This window comes from Acinetobacter rudis (assembly GCF_031157835.1).
Classification (GTDB): Bacteria; Pseudomonadota; Gammaproteobacteria; order Pseudomonadales; family Moraxellaceae; genus Acinetobacter; species Acinetobacter rudis_A.
Map to the genome: position 1 here is coordinate 1 of NZ_JAVIDR010000012.1, position 16,834 is coordinate 16,834.

The following is a 16,834-nucleotide window of genomic DNA, read 5'->3' on the forward strand; positions in this document are numbered from 1 at the left end:
TAGTTCCAGACAAAATTAACCTCTGATGCGAGCTGATCTAGCATCTTACAATGTTTGTCTTTTATGCGTAATTTAAGGGTTTTCATAGCCAAATTATAGCAATTTAATATGCCAAAAGCCTTATAACATAAGGTTAAGCGACGAAATATGTCATATGGCTTACGCCAGTCACTTATATCCTCATCCTGAACGATGAGGTTTTACGCTCCATCGGATAAATAATGTATAAAAAAGGCTGCCTTTACAGGCAGCCTCAATTGTAGACAAAATGTCTACAGCATTAATTACGCAAGTTTTTTGCTTACATAATCAATTGCAGATTGTACAGTTGTGATTTCGTTAGAATCTTCATCAGGGATAGTGATGTCGAAGTCATTTTCGAAAGACATAACTAACTCAACAAGATCAAGAGAGTCAGCACCTAGGTCATCCATAAAAGATGCTTCGTTTTTGATCTCTTCAGCTTTCATACCGAGTTGTTCTGCAACAGCTTGTTTAATGCGTTGTTCGATATCGCTCACAGGAATTCTCCTCATTGCTTGTGGCGGCGTTTTTCATGGCCGTAGTTTAATTGAATATTGAAAATTTTCATAGTTTATCCATGACATTAAGCCATAAACAAACCACCATTTACGTGTAAAACATTACCGGTAATATAGCTTGCCTTCTCTGAAGCCAAGAAACTTACCGCATCTGCGATATCTTGTGGTTCACCGAAACGGTTGAGTGCAACTTGATCATTCATCTTTTTACGGATGTCTTCACTCAGTTGTTCAGTCATTTCTGTCGCAATAAAGCCAGGCGCAATACAGTTTACCGTAATTTGACGGCTACCCATTTCTTTTGCCAAACTGCGACTAAATGCTTCGATCCCAGCTTTAGCAGCAGAATAGTTTGCTTGACCTGGGTTAGCAAAGTGGGCAACCACTGAACTAATATTAATAATGCGCCCAAAACGTGCTTTAGTCATACCTTTTAAAACACGTTTAGATAGACGGAATACTGCTTTTAAATGAATATTTAAAATATCATCCCAGTCATCTTCTGACATACGTAGCAATAGATTATCTTTGGTGATACCAGCATTATTCACCAACACCATTACTGCGCCATATTGTTCTTCAATATGAGTAACGAGATCATTAATCGCGTCACCATCACGTACATCAAGTACAGCACCAACACCCTGCTCAGCAAATTGAGTCGTTAATTTCTCAGCACCAGCCGTTGATGTTGCTGTGCCAACAACAAAAAAACCGTCTTTTATTAGTTGTTGCGCAATCGCAGCACCAATACCACGACTTGCTCCAGTCACTAACGCGACTTTACGTTCTTGTTTCATGCAATTTTTCCTTCAGCCACTAAGATGGCATTCAATGCATCTTCTATACGAGTTTGTGTATCTAATGGGAAAGCTTTTTCAATCTGTGGTAAACGTTTTGCCATATTTGCAAGTACATTTCCTGGACCGCATTCAGCAACATATTGAATGCCTTGATCTTGTAAGAACTGCATACTTTTGGTCCATTGTACCGATTGATAGAGCTGAGCGGTTAATGCACTACGTAATTGCGCTACATCTGTAGCAACCGCTGCATTGACATTTTGTATTACAGGAATACTAGGTAGCTCAATGGCAGTTTGTTCCAAAGCCAAAGCAAATTTTTCTGCAGCTGGTTTCATAAGTGAGCAATGTGATGGTACAGAAACAGGTAATGCAATTGCTTTACCAGACTGTGCCTTTGCTTCAAGCATCACGACTTGTACAAGTGCACTAGAACCTGCAATAACCACTTGACCCGCTGCATTATAGTTAGCGGCTTCAACGGCACCCTCCCCATTTAACGTAGCTTGATGACAAAGCTCTACCACTTTAGCGTCATCTAAGCCCAAAATTGCTGCCATTGCACCCTCACCTTGAGGTACTGCTGATTGCATCAATTGTCCACGTAAATTAACCAATTTAGCCGCATCACCAAGACGCATTGCACCACCAGCAACTAGCGCGCTATATTCTCCAAGTGAATGACCTACAAGGAATTTTGGTGCTAAACCGCCAAGTTCATACCATAAACGCCATAACGCCACACTTGCAGTCAATAAAACTGGTTGGGTGTTCTCTGTTTGATCTAAACCCTCACCACTTTGAGCAATATTCCACAAATCAAAACCAACGGCATCTGAGGCTTCAGCAAAAGTCTCTTGAATTCCGCGAAATTGTTCTGCGAGTTCAGCAAGCATTCCGACCTTTTGTGAGCCTTGACCTGGAAACATAAATGCAGTTTTCTGAGCCTGAGCAGTGTGATCGAGTTGTTGAGCAGACATATAACGTCCCTTCTATTATCTATTTTCGTTTCCGATGCGGAAATTTACCACGGAATTCCAGACTTTTTAATTGCGAAATACAACAAAAAAAAGGGAGCTTACGCTCCCATTTTTTTTCACTAAGCTTGACGCTTAATGCTTCAACAATTATTCAGCATCAGCTGCTTTAGCGAATAATTGACGACCACGGTAAAAACCGTCTTTAGTCACATGGTGACGACGATGAGTTTCACCTGTAGTTTGGTCTACAGTTAATGCATTCTCGGTTAAAGCGTCATGTGAACGGCGCATGTCACGGCGAGAGCGACTTTTACGGTTTTGCTGAACGGCCATGATGGCTCCTTACAAAGATCGAAAAAATGGGATCAAAAAAATTGAATCATGCCAGCGCGGTAGTCTAACACAAATCAACTCAGTTTGCCTTTCAAACCTGCCAAAACATCAAACGGATTATCTCGTTTTTCTTCGACAACTTCTTCTTCGGCTGGTTGGTGCTTATGTTCACAAGCAGTATGCTTAGGTGACAAAGGCAACAACAATAATAATTCATCTTCTAGCAGTGACAGTAAATCAACAGTTGCAGGAGTACTATAGTCCCCTTTGGTTGTTGCTTCACTTTCACCTAAGACGATGAAATCAGCATCCTCATCCAAGCGCTCTATCAGTGACTCATCATCGATGAGGGCTAAGTGAAAGTCTGAAACAAGCGCAATATCCACAGGCTCCAAACAACGTTGGCACTCCATAGGAACATGGGTCTCACAACGACCACTAAGCCACACAATGCGATGAAACGCATCCATTGATAGCTTACAGTCTATGTTGATCAATTGATCATCAATTGGTCCAACAGCTTCACGGGCAATACGAACAAAACGAGACAAGGGCAGATTTCCTGACCATGAATAACCTTGTTCAGCCCATTTAAACGGCTCAATCTGTGCCGGAAAGGTATTTGCTGACATAATTAAGGCGGCAATTCTACAAATTCATCGCTATTCTGTCAAAGATTAAGATACAATTTTGTACTTCTTTAAACAGATCATTTGGGTAAATCGAGTCATGCCTCTGTTGCAAAAGCAAGCTGAAGTCATAACATCAACTGACTGCAATCCTATACACCATAAGGATTATGCACCAAAATCAGCACAACAAATTTTGGCTGTTTGGGCAAATCAACATACAGAACAGCAGCAAGTAGATTGGCTCATTCTACACTTTAATCATTGGTTTTCATACCATAATGTACATTTAGTGCGTGGAGATTTTGAACCTGAATATTTCCCAGCAACACTAACTGAACCAGCACGCATTCAATTTGCCCATGGTTTTTTCAATAGTGCACTGCATGAAATCAGTCATTGGAGCATTGCTGGTGCTCACCGTCGCACACTTCCTGATCTAGGATACTGGTATGCACCAGATGGACGTAGTGCTGAACAACAACAACTTTTTGAAAAAGTAGAAATTGTACCGCAAGCAATTGAATGGATGTTCGCCACAGCCTTTGCACGAAAATTCCGTGTTTCTCTAGACAACTTAACAGGAGAAGCAGGTCAAGGTGAAAGCTTTAAAGATAATGTTTTTGCTCAAGTAGACAAATATTTCTCAGGTCAAGCGACTCTACCACGAGATGCAGCTAAATTTATTCAGCTTATTTGCTTATCAACACGACAAGGTAAACCTTTAAGTGCATGTGAATTTAGTCGTGAAATGTTAAATTAACCCACTTACGATATAATGGTGCAAATATTAACCCATGTGAATCACTGAGTTAGCAATCAGCGCTCACATCAGGAGCATAAATTATGTTGCACTTAAGAATACATCCTGACAATCCTCAACCGCGTTTAATCAGTCAAGCCGTTGAGCGAATCCGTGCTGGTGATGTAGTGATTTACCCAACGGATGCGGCCTACGCAATTGGTTGTCAAATTGGGAATAAAAATGCGATGGATCGTATTGCACAAATTCGCGATCTTGGTAACAAACATCAATACGCAATACTTTGTGCAGACCTCTCAGGAATTGCGACGTATGCGAAGGTGGACAATGCCATGTACCGTCTACTTAAAGCCAATACGCCAGCAGTGACAACATTCATTTTACCAGCAACCAGTGAAGTACCACGACGCTTAATGCATGCTAAGAAAAAAACCATTGGACTTCGCATTCCAAGTAACCCCATTTGTCAAATGTTACTGCAAGAATTGGGTGAGCCATTATTAACGAGTACACTTATCTTACCAGGCCAAGAATATCCACTCGATGATCCTTATGACATTGAACAACAACTCGAAAAACGGATTGATGTATTTATTGATGGAGGCCTAGGAACTTTAACCACGACCAGTATTATTGACCTATCTGGAGATCAACCAGAAATTATTAGGCGTGGTGTTGGTGATGTGAGCCATTTTGAGTAAATAAAACATTCCTATATACAGCAATAAACCGAGTACTCTCTGTTGAAGCACTAGGTTTATTGCACTCAAAACAACAAACTATTAGACCTAAGCAAAGAGTTTTAATTGCTTCACAATATCAATCTTCTGTCGATCAAATAATAATTCTATCTGTTTATTTAATAAGGCCATATTTTCATCACGATCAGCAACAGGCTGATTTTCCTCACCAACCAACACCATCCCTAAATCATCAAAAATCAATTGTAATCGCTGCGTTATGCCATTCTTATCCGTTATTTTTTCAATAAAGTAGACATAAAAAGTTAACAATTCAAACTGATTATAAACTAGCCCCATACCCGTTAAAGGATTTGCTAATACTTGATAGTTATTATGAAATTTAGCCTGAGTCACCAAATAACGGTTTAAAGACTGGCACTTGTGCAAGGTATTTGATGAGGGCATCTGATCTAGACAAGGCTGGGCAAAACCCAAATAACAAAGAATAACGAGTGAATCTAACAATTGTTTATAGCTGAGATTTGTACTCTCTTCTAATTGCTTTAACGTGATTGGACGATACTTATGCTTCACATATTGCTGAGCAATTTTCACGTACACATCATGAATTAAATCAAAAGAACCGAGCACCCCTTGTATTGTGCTGGGTAAAGCTTCTATTGTTGTTAAAAAAATAAAATGTGTATTTCTTAATCTTTCTTTCACTTCCAATGAGCTTAAATCAGTTTTGCCTCGTACATAAAGATCTCGGCGGAACTGATTGGCAACGAAATAATCACGACATTGTTCTTTAAAAATAGGATGCTCAATTTGATCAATAAACTCTCTTTGCTCTTGATTTAGGTGAATTTCATTAATTAAAGTTGATAAATCTGTTGAGCCCGCAAAACTTAATTTAATATCTTCAAATAAACGTACAATTTGCTGAAATGAAAAACACTGCCAGTCCTGATTTAAATATTCATGCAGTAAATAGTTTGGATTTTGTTTTTTTAAGTCGTCTAATTTATGTTTAGCCAATGGATGTCTTTGCAAAAATAAAGGCTGTTGGTCAAAAAGCGCTTGGCTAAATTCAAGTGCATCACTCACTTTCTGCGTTGGGTTATTACTTTTCCCATTAAATTTATAATGACTATAAAACAATTCACGGATCGGCATGTTTGCTGCCCACCCTGTAGAACAGTTATAACTGATGTAAACAATACCACTGGCTTTTAATTGTTTTCGGATGAATTTTAAAATAATAAGTTGATTTTCATAGCTAATCCAACTCCAAATACCATGCAAACTGATTGAGTCGAACTGAGGTAAATCTTCGCGATTTAAAAACTCTTCAAAACTATCGTCAAAAAACTGATGTTTTATCCCACATTGTGCCGCCATTTTTTGAGCGTGGGCTGCATGTGCTGGATTAAAATCTGTCCCCCAATATAGGCCATCTGAAGATGCTGCATGTATATTTACACTTACCCCCTGCCCAAAACCCAATTCACAATGAGTGTGTTCCTGATCAGTTATAGCGCAATCCACACCCCTTAGCAGCATACAGAACCGTTGATAATTTGGACTCAAATCTCGATAGTAACCATATGTATAATTTACAGTCGTTTGGTACCCATTATTCCAAGCAGTATTCACTTTATCACCTCTAGTTCAAATTTTAACTGCTACCTATTATTTTGAATGAGCAATTAATTATTAATAATTAGACATGGTGTTCATGTTTATAATGCCTAGATATTACTCAATAAATATTTAAATGAATAGAAAAAATAATAGTAAAAATCAAAGATTAATGTAAGTAAATTGACTTTATCATTCACATCAAAAACACCATCTCGAGTCTTATTCGTATGTATTTATTCAACAGCATGACTAGAAACATGCCTTAGTTTTTTTAGTTTAAAAAATCGATGTCACAATCTCAGTGTAGTATGCAGCATACTTTTAAAATATTTTTCTTAAAACCGCTTAGTATTTATGAGCTTATATACAACTGTGTTATAACACTTCAAACAGCCTACTACTAATCAATTCATTTTTTTGTGTTTTTCCTGCTATACGCGACATATAACACGTATCATATATTACGTTACAATGTATCATTAGCAGCAACTTTCTTGGCTTAAATCTTTTTTCAGCAGGTGACTTAGTAGATTTCAATGTGAAATAAATAACACCCAAGCACATAAAGTGTTTATTTTATAAACAAATTAACTTAAAAAAAGAAAAGATCTTCGATATTTTTTATTTTTTTTAGCTTTTTACAGTTTTAGTAATTTCTTCAACTGTAATTTTCCATTAAAATGGGTGGGATTTTTTGCGTAACTTAAACTTAATATGTTTGTTGCCCAAAGCATGCCCATTTTATAAGTAATCACTCGCTTTGACTTCAACACAAAATGCAAATCAAGTAGCAATAAAACTGTAATGACTCAAGCAATCCAGAGTACAACGGACAGAGCATCACACATCCGTGTTTTAGATGAGTGGCAAGAAACTGTCCCTGAGGATTTATACATCCCACCTGCTGCATTCGAAATTTTGCTGGAAAATTTCGAAGGACCACTTGATTTTCTCATTTACCTCATACAAAAAAATGGTTTTGACTTATTACAACTAGAAATTGCGCCTATTGCCGCACAATACTTATCCTATATGGAGCAGATGAAGTCACTCAACATTGAGTTGACCGCAGACTATATGGTGATGGCTGCGTTATTAGCTGACTTAAAGTCACGCTTACTTTTACCTAAGCCTAAGTTACCAGATATTGAAAAAGACCCTAAACAGGAATTAATTGATCGTTTAGAAAAATACCTACGTATCAAACAAGCAGCAGACTATCTCGGTAAATTACCCGTATTAGAACGAGATACTTTTAATACTAACGTCGCATTAGGGGCAATAGTACAACTAGAAACAGGTTATTCTATTGATCTACTACATGAAGCTATGCTTTGTGTATTTCATCGCCCCGAACCTGTAGTTCATAAAATTGAACAAGAAGCTGTACATTTGGAAGAGCGGATCGCATATATTGAAACACTTCTGAGCCAAGGTGGAGTATTGCAATTTGAACATTTACTTAAACCCAGCCAAGGTCGCCTAGGTATGGTTGTCACTTTTATGGCTGTTCTAGAGCTTACACGACAACAAAAAGTTTCTATTATTTCCTCTGGAATAGAAGCTCCACTTGCAATTCAAGGCGTGTTAATATGACTGTCAATGCACAATTTAATGATGCAAATGAACAGCATCATGATATCCTTATGCAACTCGAAGCGATTATTTTTGCCAGTGATGCCCCTGTGAGTTTGGCGCGTCTTAAAGAAGCTTTTCAACAACAGTATAGTAAGACGCAACTTCAACAGTTTTTACAACAACTGGCTTTAATGCAACATAATCGCGCTGTGGAACTCATTGAAACAGCTCAAGGCTATCGCTTTCAAGTGCGCAGCAAATATCGTTCAGTTATTGCACAAACGTGGCCTGAACGACCGAATAAATTATCCCCATCACTATTGGAAACTTTAGCCGTTATTGCCTATCACCAGCCAGTTACTCGTGCGGACATAGAGCAAATACGTGGGGTTTCAAATAACAGCCAACTACTAAAAATGTTATTTGAACATAATTGGATTAAGGAATCTGGATTTAGAGAAATTCCAGGTCGACCTGCGTTGTTAGTGACAACGTTACATTTTTTAAATGCATTTGGTCTAATGTCGTTAGACCAACTGCCCCCCCTACAGGATGCCAAGGAAGCATTTAATGCTTTAGATGCATTCGCATCTAGGTCTTAAATAGGCGGTCTGTAGATGATTACTTCTAAGGTTATCTGTCATGAGTGAAAAATTGCAAAAGGTGTTAGCGCGAATTGGCTTAGGTTCTCGCCGTTATATGGAGGAAGTTATTGCTGCTGGTCGCGTTAGTGTCAATGGGCAAATTGCTCAAGTTGGTGAACGTATTGAACCTGGTGATGAGCTTCGCATCGATGGTCGTAAAGTTCAATTTCAAATTGAGGACGAAATCCGTCGTCGTGTACTCATCTATTACAAACCAGAAGGTGAGATTTGTTCACGTAACGACCCTGAAAACCGTCCAACGGTATTTGAGCATCTACCTACGCTTGCCAATGATCGTTGGGTCATGGTTGGTCGTCTTGATATCAATAGTACTGGTTTATTACTGTTTACAAATGACGGTGAACTTGCCAATCGTCTAATGCATCCATCCAATGAAGTTGAGCGTGAATATGCTGTGCGTGTTATGGGTGAAGTTACACCTAAAATCCGCCAAACCATGCTCAATGGTGTTGAATTAGATGATGGCCCAGCGAAGTTTGAATCATTTACCGAAATTGGTGGTGATGGTATTAACCGTTGGTATCAAGTTGTAGTAAAAGAAGGTCGTAATCGTGAGGTTCGTCGTATCTTTGAATCACAAGGTCTCAAAGTAAGTCGTCTATTACGTACACGTTATGGAACAGTTATTTTACCGCGCGAACTTCGTACAGGTCGCTGGACTGAGCTTGATAAAACAGATATTGATAATCTAAGCAAAATGGTTGATCTAAAACCACGCCAAGGTACGGGTCTTTTTGGTATGGCAAAACGCCGTACTGAACGTATGCAAGAGAAGCCTTTAGCTGCTCGTCGTGGCGGTTATTTACGTCAACAACGTCGTGATAGCGAACAAAATCAAGATGTTGATGGTTCACGTCGTGAACAGCGCCCACGCTATGAACAAAATCGTGGTGGCTTTCAACAACAAGCACAGACAGGCTATCAGGGCAATTACTCATCTGAGCAGCAAACAAATACCAATGAACGAGAAAAACCTTTCGTTCAACGTAAATCTTCAGTACTGAAAAAAGGCTTTAAAAAATACTAAGTTCTGCCCTAAAGTACCAAAAAGCCACGATCAAATTTGATCGTGGCTTTTTTATTGTGTGAATCAGTTCATCACAGGTATATCAATCCAAAGTGCATCAGGAAAATGTTTCTGCAAATAATTTTTTAAATAACATGCTGTATCTTTAGAGATTAAAGCATCTTGAGATTCATCATTCAGGTTATAAGCCAAAGCATAGAGTGGAATTTTACGGCACTGTAGTGCCTCTAGACTTAACAAAGTATGATTTATACTCCCCAAACGCCCAGAACTCACTAAAATCACTGCTAACTTTTGCTGTTCAATATAGTCTATACTGAGCTGTTCTGTGGTTAGTGGCACCATTAAACCACCAGCTCCTTCGAGCAATACCACCTCATAACGCTCAACAAGTGTAGCCGTTGCTTGTTGAATTTTATGAAAATCTAAAGCACGACCATCTACTTGAGAAGCCAAATGAGGTGAAGCAGGATAACTAAAGATCTCAGGCATGGTCAGATATTCATGGTCTTCTGGGAATGCTGCAACTCCCATCATTGCACGATGTTGTTCAATATCTTCTGAAAACCCTACATTACCAGTTTGAACGAGCTTCTGTGTGATTACATTTTGACCTTGTTCACGCCAAAGTTTAGCCAAATAGCCTGTAGTGTATGTTTTGCCTATACCAGTATCTATGCCACTGACAAAATAAACCACACCTGTCATGTTGTTCTCCGTGCAATACAATAAAATGGATGATAAGTCAGCGGATACTGCAATTGCCCTTGTACATTCGCCACAGCAAAATCTTCATAATTTAAATAAAACTGCTGTAGAGATTGCTTCGTCCAACGATAATGCTGTGAAGTTGCTGTTACCCCTGTCGCCTTCAAATGTTTCAATATCTCAAGCGGATGGGAAAAATATATATGCTCAACCTGCTCTTGTAACACCATGACTTCAAAACCATGCTGCTCAAGCTTTGCCTGCCACTGAGAAAGACTCAAGTAGTCTAAGCCCTGACCAGTAAGGGCTTTGATTTGTTTTAAATTATCTTGGCTAAAACTCGAAAAACAAAAAAAAGCTTGCGGTGCTAGTGCAGTATGTATTTTCGAAAATAAAGCATCAATATCTTGCATCCATTGTAATGCTGAACTGGAAATCAGCAGTTGTAATGCTTGTGGTAAAACCAATTGCTCAATATCACCAATAAGCCATTTTATCCGAGGGTCTACGGTAAAATGCTGTTGTACCTCTTCATATAAGTCGTTGCAATAATATTTATCAATCTTAAACTGTTGAGTTGCACTAAGTAATAAATGACTTAGATGCCCCGAACCACAGCCAATTTCTAAATAATGACCTGAAATAGGCTGTGGTAAATTTTGCTGCATGAGTTGTACCAAGTTAAATGCAATTTGTTTCTGAACAACTGCATGCTGATGATAACTTTCCCCTGCTTTAGCAAAACGCTGAGCAATGCTTAAAGAATCAATTTTCACTAAATGTCTCACAAATACTTAAGCAACTGCTCTAAATCTTGTTGGTAAATCATTGCATTTAATGAAATTCTTAAACGAGAACTCAGCTGTGGTACAGTTGGTGGTCGAACTGGCATGACATAAAAACCAATCTGCTGTAACTGTTTAGCTCGTTCAACGGTATCTTTCGAATCACCAATAATAACAGGCACAATGTGGCTTGTTGATGGACAAAAATAATCCTTGTTATGTAATTGTTGTTGTAAAAATTGACTCAGTACCTGTAAATGTTGTCTTGGTTGCTGAAGCTGCTGCATATGCTCAAAAATAAATTGAGTCCAAGCCATACATATAGGTGGTTGAGCAGTACTAAAGATAAGAGGACGCATATGATTAATTAAATAATCACGCAATACAGGATGACAAATCAAGTAACCTCCAACAGAGGCCAAGGCTTTACCAAACGTGCCCACCAAGAAATCAATATCATCAATCACTTGATATTGCTCAGCACATCCTAGCCCCTTCGCACCGCGAACACCGATGGCATGTGCTTCATCAACATAGAGCATGACTTTATTATGCTGTCTTTTTAACTGGACAAGTTGACTTAGATCAGTCTCATCACCATCCATACTAAAAATTGATTCAGTCACAACAATGATACGATCAAAATTACCATCATCTTGATAACGTTTAAGTAATTGCTGTAAGTGCAGCATATCGTTATGACGAAATCGTATATATTTGGCACTTGATAAACGAATACCATCGATCATACTGGCATGTACAAGTTTGTCGGCCAAAATTATAGTACGCCCATCACTAATCGCAGGTAAAATCCCAATATTCATGTGATAACCGCTATTAAATAATAAGGCGGCACGACCATGAAAAGCCTGCGATAAACTATACTCAAAATATTCATAAGCAGCAAAGTTGCCTGTCAATAGGCGGGACGAACTACTACTCATTACTCTTTCTGAAGTAGGTGTCTGATCAAAAAAAGCTTCTCTAAGCTTCTCATCTGCAGCTAAGCCTAAATAGTCATTCGATGCTAAATTGAGCATGCTACGCCCTGCAATCTCAATCTGACGTCCTTGTTGATGAAATTGAGTAAACTGTCTTAAATTGCCCTGTTGTTTAAGACTTTCTAATTGTGCAGCATAATGATCGATTAATTGCATTGTTGCTCTACATCCATTTGACTCACCACTTTAACGATTTGATCGAGCAAATAATCTAATTCTTTTTCACTAATAATATAAGGTGGCATTAGATAAACCAATTTACCAAAGGGTCTAATCCATACACCATGCTCAACAAACTGCTGTTGTAAGACTTGCATATTCACTGCTTGTTTCAGTTCAACCACACCAATTGCACCCAGTACACGAACCTGTTGAACATGAGCAAATTGACTTAATGGACTGAGTTTTTGTAATAACTGTGCTGAAATGTCTTGAACTCGAGTCGACCAATCTTGCGACAATAACAATTCGGTACTACGGATAGCAACGGCACATGCTAAGGGATTGGCCATAAACGTTGGTCCGTGCATAAAGACACCAGCCTCACCACGACTAATAGTTTCAGCAACGTGAGTTGTTGTCAGGGTTGCAGACAAAGTCATGTAGCCACCTGTAAGTGCTTTACCAATACACATAATGTCTGGCACAACTTGGGCATGCTCCCATGCAAACAACTTACCTGTACGACCAAAACCAGTCGCAATTTCATCAAAAATTAATAGAATATTGTATTGATCACACAACCGTTTTACTTGACGCAAGTATTCGGGATGATAAAAACGCATCCCTCCAGCACCTTGAACAATTGGCTCAATAATGAATGCCGCAATATGTTGATGCTGCTCAGCAAGTGTCTGCTCTAATTCAAGAATATCATCTGGGTCCCAAGGCTGATCAAAAGCTGTTTTAGGTGCAGGCACAAAAATACGTTGCGCTAAACTTGCACCAAAGACTTGATGCATACCTGTAACAGGATCACATACCGACATTGCATTCCATGTATCACCATGATACCCAGAGCGTGTAGTGATAAAATTAGTTTTTGTTGTTTTTCCTTGAGCTGTCCAATACTGCACTGCCATTTTAAGCGCAACTTCGACAGCAACAGAACCTGAATCGGCATAGAAAATTTTATCCAATGGTTCAGGTGTAATCTCAAGCAGGATTTTCCCCAAATCAATGGCAGGTTGATGTGTTAATCCACCAAACATAATATGCGACATCGACTGTAATTGCGCTGTCACCGCCTGATCTAGTTCAGCATGATGATAACCATGAATTGCACACCACCATGAAGCCATACCATCAATTAACGTACGCCCATCATCCAACTCTATATTTACACCATATGCACGTTTTACTTTATAACTTGGCAATGGTTGAGTCATTGATGTATAGGGATGCCATATATGTTTCAAATCAAATTCGTCGGTCATCCTGAACACTATTCTTCGTTACTACAAATGTATTTTGATCATACGCCAGCGAATAATAAAAATAAATTGCGATAACATCCAAATATTGACTGATCTGACTAGAGTTGTTGACATATTTGCACAATTTGCTCTGCACTTGGCTCTGGATTTGTCACAGGAAAGGCATGCGAGCCATCTACTAGAATTATTTTTAAGAACTTTGCAGCTAAATTACGCAAATCTGTGGCTATTTGAGGAGTTAACAATTGGTCTTGTTGAGCAAGAAAATGAAACTGCTGGCCCACATAATTTTGCAAGATCTCCACCGTATTTAATTGGCTTAAGGTTTCTAGACCTTGCTTCATTTGTGCAAAATCTTGTCGCTTCATCAAACTTTGCAAAGTTAACCAATCTTGTTTTACTTGAGGAGTTCCTTGACAAATCAAGTAACTAAATCGTTTTATACACGCATTTGCATCATCTATATAAGATTGTTGAAAGGCTAAAAATGCTGTCCGAGGCATCGCTTTTTGCCAATACTCGTTTTGTACAAAACAGGGATTTGACGCTAGCGTAATCAAAATCTTAGCTTCACCTGTTAATTGCCATACTGCATTGGCTAAAACACTTGCCAACTGCCCCCCCAAAGACCACCCCATTAACACATCATATTGCTGCGCAAGTTCAACATACTGTTTATGCTCAACAGGATCATCAGGATTAAAAATATTGATCAGGGTAACTTGAAATTGTTGCTGCCTTAGAGCATCCACAAAGTTTGCCAATACTTCAGGCCCAACACCCCAACCACTAATCAATAAAATACGTTTTAACATCATTTTCGCCATTCACAATAAAACTTACCTCTTCCCAAGTATTATCCATTATCTCAACACTCCATTTACCCACAAATTTTGCTAATATTTAACGCAATTTCTTACCCATGGTAGCAACTAATGAAAAAACTGAACTCTACTATTCTTGCTGCCCTATGTGGGTTAATTTTAGCACCTTATACTCAAGCCCACGCTGAAAGCAATCCATTGAATGCTTTTGAGCAACAGCAGAAACAATGGGTTGGCCAAGCAGCTCCACAATTTAAATTACAAGACCAAAATCAGCAATGGCATGAACTAAAACAATATAAAGGCAAATGGCTGGTATTGTATTTTTATCCTAAAGATAACTCGCCAGGTTGTACCCAAGAAGCCAATCAGTTTAAAAGCCTCTATCCTGAATTTGTAAAAAATAATGCAGTCATCTTAGGTGTGAGTTTAGATAATGTTCAGTCCCACCAAAAGTTTTCAACAAAACTTGACCTCCCATTTGCTTTACTTGCCGATGATCAACAACAACTTGCAGGTCAATACGGGCTAGTTAAAAATCTTGGTTTCGTCAAAATTGCAAAACGAGAAAGTTTTTTAATTGATCCAGCTGGTACTGTTGTATACCACTACACCAGTGTAAACACACAATCACATGCGGCTGAAATTCTCAAAGACATTCAGCGCCTCAAAACCCCTTAAAAGTGATCAGCAAAAATACTGCTCAACTCTAATGAGTAGATCCAATACAATAGGCTAGATCAAGGAAGATCAGCTCTATTTCAATGATGATTAATTTTTTTTCACTTAAACCCACAATTTCACAACTATTCGAATAAATTTAACTTTTTTAAAATTAATCAATTTAAATTGATTTAACCACTCCTCTTATTTATTGACATAAATTCTTCATAAAACTGAGAACTTTCTGTCACATTAATTCATTACATTCGGGCCATTAAAACAAATACCTGAGGTCCACTAGTGAAATTTAAACTCCTTTTATTACCTGTACTGATTGCATTATTGACAGCTTGTAATGATGATAAAGACTCTACCACTACAGGTCCTGAAAAACCTGTCACCCCACCAGCGTCAAATGGTGCCTTGCTCGACCCAAGCAGCAAAGGTGATATTGCTGAGTTTGGTGGTGCTACACGTTTAAAAGCTGACCGTGCTGAAGCACTTAAAGCTTCTATTAATAACCGTCAAGTTAAACACGTTATTTTATTCATTGGCGATGGTACAAGTGAATCAGAAATTACCTCTGCACGTAACTATGTTGAAGGTGCAGCAGGCTATTTTAAAGGCCTCGATGTATTACCATTCACAGGTGCATATACCACTTACTCTCTAGATAAAACAAATAGTAATATTGATTATGTCACAGACTCAGCAGCTTCTGCTTCTGCTTGGGCAACAGGAACTAAAACCTACAACGGTGCTTTAGGTGTAGATATTAAAGATAATAAAAAAACATCTATTCTGAAAATTGCCAAAGCAGCAGGTTATGCAACAGGTAACGTCACGACAACAGAATTGCAAGATGCTACACCAGCAGCACTTGTTGCTCAAATCAATAAACGTAGCTGCTATGGTCCTGCTAAAACATTAAATGACTGCAAAAACTTCGCTCTTGAAAACAATGGACCAGGTTCGATTACTGAACAATTGCTGACTACAAAAGCCGATGTAACACTGGGTGGTGGTGCCAAAACTTTTGATGAAACAGTAACAGCTGGCGCATACAAAGGCATGACTTTACTTGGCCAAGCTAAAAAAATGGGTTATCAAGTCGTCGACAAACTTGAAGATTTGAAAAAAGTACAATCTGCTGACCAAAATAAACCTTTGCTTGGTTTATTTGCGCAAGGGAATTTACCTGTAATCTGGAGTGGACCTGAATCTACTCTTAACGGTAACACTTTACCATCACAAAAATGCGTACCAAACGCAGCTTTCACCGCTTCTACTCCGAAGCTAAAAGATATGACTGCAAAAGCGATTGAGTTACTACAAGCCAATCAAAAAGGCTTCTTCTTACAAGTTGAAAGTGGTTCTATTGATAAACAAAACCACGCAGCAAATGCTTGTGGTCAAATTGGTGAAACAGTACAGCTGGACGAAGCAATTCAAGTTGCTTTAGAGTTTGCTAAGAAAAATCCAGATACATTGATCATTGTTACTGGAGACCATGCTCATACTAGCCAAATCATTCCAAACGATAGCACGAGTCCTGGTAAAACCGTTAAACTTTTAACTAAAGACAATGCTGATATGACCATCAACTATGCGACAACCAAAGAAGGTTCACAGCAACATACAGGTGCACAAGTTCGTACCGCAGCATATGGCCCACACGCTGCCAACGTTTCTGGTTTACTAGACCAAACAGACTTGTACTTCATTATGCGTAACGCGTTAGGTATTAAATAATCCCTAAACGTATCC

General features: G+C 38.7%; 18 protein-coding genes. 7 read left to right on the forward strand and 11 right to left on the reverse strand.

Features of this window, described 5'->3' with window-relative positions:
* Window positions 1-284 precede the first annotated feature (284 nt).
* The 5 genes from acpP to RFH42_RS11145 all read right to left on the reverse strand — a co-directional run bounded on the left by acpP (window position 285) and on the right by RFH42_RS11145 (window position 3,290).
* Complete coding sequence (gene acpP, locus RFH42_RS11125) at window positions 285-521, reverse strand: acyl carrier protein (RefSeq protein ID WP_016655185.1); 237 nt, start codon at window positions 519-521, stop codon at window positions 285-287.
* Between the two features lie 86 nt (window positions 522-607).
* Window positions 608-1,342 (reverse strand): 3-oxoacyl-ACP reductase FabG, encoded by a 735-nt coding sequence (gene fabG, locus RFH42_RS11130; RefSeq protein WP_308975675.1) that lies wholly within the window; start codon window positions 1,340-1,342, stop codon window positions 608-610.
* Window positions 1,339-2,325 carry an ACP S-malonyltransferase gene (gene fabD, locus RFH42_RS11135; protein ID WP_308975676.1) on the reverse strand — a complete coding sequence of 329 codons (987 nt, stop codon included), beginning with the start codon at window positions 2,323-2,325 and terminating at the stop codon, window positions 1,339-1,341. The genes fabG and fabD overlap by 4 nt, the downstream gene beginning before the upstream one ends.
* A 147-nt stretch (window positions 2,326-2,472) precedes the next feature.
* On the reverse strand, window positions 2,473-2,658 hold the full coding sequence (gene rpmF, locus RFH42_RS11140) for a 50S ribosomal protein L32 (protein WP_004723964.1): 186 nt from the start codon (window positions 2,656-2,658) through the stop codon (window positions 2,473-2,475).
* Window positions 2,659-2,732: 74 nt separating this feature from the next.
* Window positions 2,733-3,290, reverse strand: a complete 558-nt coding sequence (locus RFH42_RS11145; RefSeq protein ID WP_308975678.1) for a YceD family protein — start codon at window positions 3,288-3,290, stop codon at window positions 2,733-2,735.
* 97 nt (window positions 3,291-3,387) lie between these two features.
* Between RFH42_RS11145 and RFH42_RS11150 the strand changes: the two genes are divergently transcribed.
* A complete protein-coding gene (locus RFH42_RS11150) occupies window positions 3,388-4,050 on the forward strand; it encodes an elongation factor P hydroxylase (protein WP_308975679.1) in 663 nt (220 codons plus the stop codon).
* Window positions 4,051-4,133: 83 nt separating this feature from the next.
* Window positions 4,134-4,751, forward strand: coding sequence for an L-threonylcarbamoyladenylate synthase (locus RFH42_RS11155; protein WP_308975680.1), 618 nt, complete (start codon window positions 4,134-4,136; stop codon window positions 4,749-4,751).
* A gap of 87 nt (window positions 4,752-4,838) precedes the next feature.
* Here the strand turns inward: RFH42_RS11155 and RFH42_RS11160 are convergent, their stop codons facing one another.
* Window positions 4,839-6,392 (reverse strand): class I SAM-dependent methyltransferase, encoded by a 1,554-nt coding sequence (locus RFH42_RS11160; RefSeq protein WP_308975682.1) that lies wholly within the window; start codon window positions 6,390-6,392, stop codon window positions 4,839-4,841.
* Between the two features lie 792 nt (window positions 6,393-7,184).
* On the opposite strand from RFH42_RS11160, the gene RFH42_RS11165 reads away from it, so the two are divergent.
* From RFH42_RS11165 to rluB, 3 genes are read left to right on the forward strand one after another with little or no spacing between them, the layout of a single operon-like run.
* Window positions 7,185-7,976: a segregation and condensation protein A gene (locus tag RFH42_RS11165; protein WP_308975683.1), complete on the forward strand. Its 792-nt coding sequence runs from the start codon at window positions 7,185-7,187 to the stop codon at window positions 7,974-7,976.
* Window positions 7,973-8,560: an SMC-Scp complex subunit ScpB gene (gene scpB, locus RFH42_RS11170; RefSeq protein WP_308975684.1), complete on the forward strand. Its 588-nt coding sequence runs from the start codon at window positions 7,973-7,975 to the stop codon at window positions 8,558-8,560. Before RFH42_RS11165 ends, scpB begins: the two co-directional genes overlap by 4 nt.
* 40 nt (window positions 8,561-8,600) lie before the next feature.
* Window positions 8,601-9,650 (forward strand): 23S rRNA pseudouridine(2605) synthase RluB, encoded by a 1,050-nt coding sequence (rluB, locus tag RFH42_RS11175; RefSeq protein ID WP_308975685.1) that lies wholly within the window; start codon window positions 8,601-8,603, stop codon window positions 9,648-9,650.
* A 63-nt stretch (window positions 9,651-9,713) separates the two neighbouring features.
* Here rluB and bioD read toward each other — a convergent pair whose 3' ends face one another.
* From bioD to RFH42_RS11200, 5 genes are all read right to left on the reverse strand, one after another.
* Window positions 9,714-10,358, reverse strand: a complete 645-nt coding sequence (gene bioD, locus RFH42_RS11180; protein WP_308975686.1) for a dethiobiotin synthase — start codon at window positions 10,356-10,358, stop codon at window positions 9,714-9,716.
* Window positions 10,355-11,134, reverse strand: a complete 780-nt coding sequence (gene bioC / locus RFH42_RS11185; protein WP_374990834.1) for a malonyl-ACP O-methyltransferase BioC — start codon at window positions 11,132-11,134, stop codon at window positions 10,355-10,357. The genes bioD and bioC overlap by 4 nt, the downstream gene beginning before the upstream one ends.
* Before the next feature lie 8 nt (window positions 11,135-11,142).
* Window positions 11,143-12,300, reverse strand: coding sequence for an 8-amino-7-oxononanoate synthase (locus RFH42_RS11190; protein ID WP_308975689.1), 1,158 nt, complete (start codon window positions 12,298-12,300; stop codon window positions 11,143-11,145).
* Entirely contained in the window at window positions 12,291-13,580 is a 1,290-nt protein-coding gene (gene bioA / locus RFH42_RS11195; RefSeq protein WP_308975691.1) for an adenosylmethionine--8-amino-7-oxononanoate transaminase, read from the reverse strand. The genes RFH42_RS11190 and bioA overlap by 10 nt, the downstream gene beginning before the upstream one ends.
* Before the next feature lie 98 nt (window positions 13,581-13,678).
* Window positions 13,679-14,395 (reverse strand): hydrolase, encoded by a 717-nt coding sequence (locus RFH42_RS11200; protein WP_308975692.1) that lies wholly within the window; start codon window positions 14,393-14,395, stop codon window positions 13,679-13,681.
* A 120-nt stretch (window positions 14,396-14,515) separates the two neighbouring features.
* Here RFH42_RS11200 and RFH42_RS11205 point away from each other — a divergent pair, with 120 nt between their 5' ends.
* Both RFH42_RS11205 and phoA read left to right on the forward strand, forming a co-directional pair.
* Window positions 14,516-15,085, forward strand: coding sequence for a peroxiredoxin (locus RFH42_RS11205; protein WP_308975694.1), 570 nt, complete (start codon window positions 14,516-14,518; stop codon window positions 15,083-15,085).
* A 282-nt stretch (window positions 15,086-15,367) separates the two neighbouring features.
* Complete coding sequence (phoA, locus tag RFH42_RS11210) at window positions 15,368-16,819, forward strand: alkaline phosphatase (RefSeq protein WP_308975695.1); 1,452 nt, start codon at window positions 15,368-15,370, stop codon at window positions 16,817-16,819.
* The last annotated feature ends 15 nt before the right edge of the window (window positions 16,820-16,834 follow it).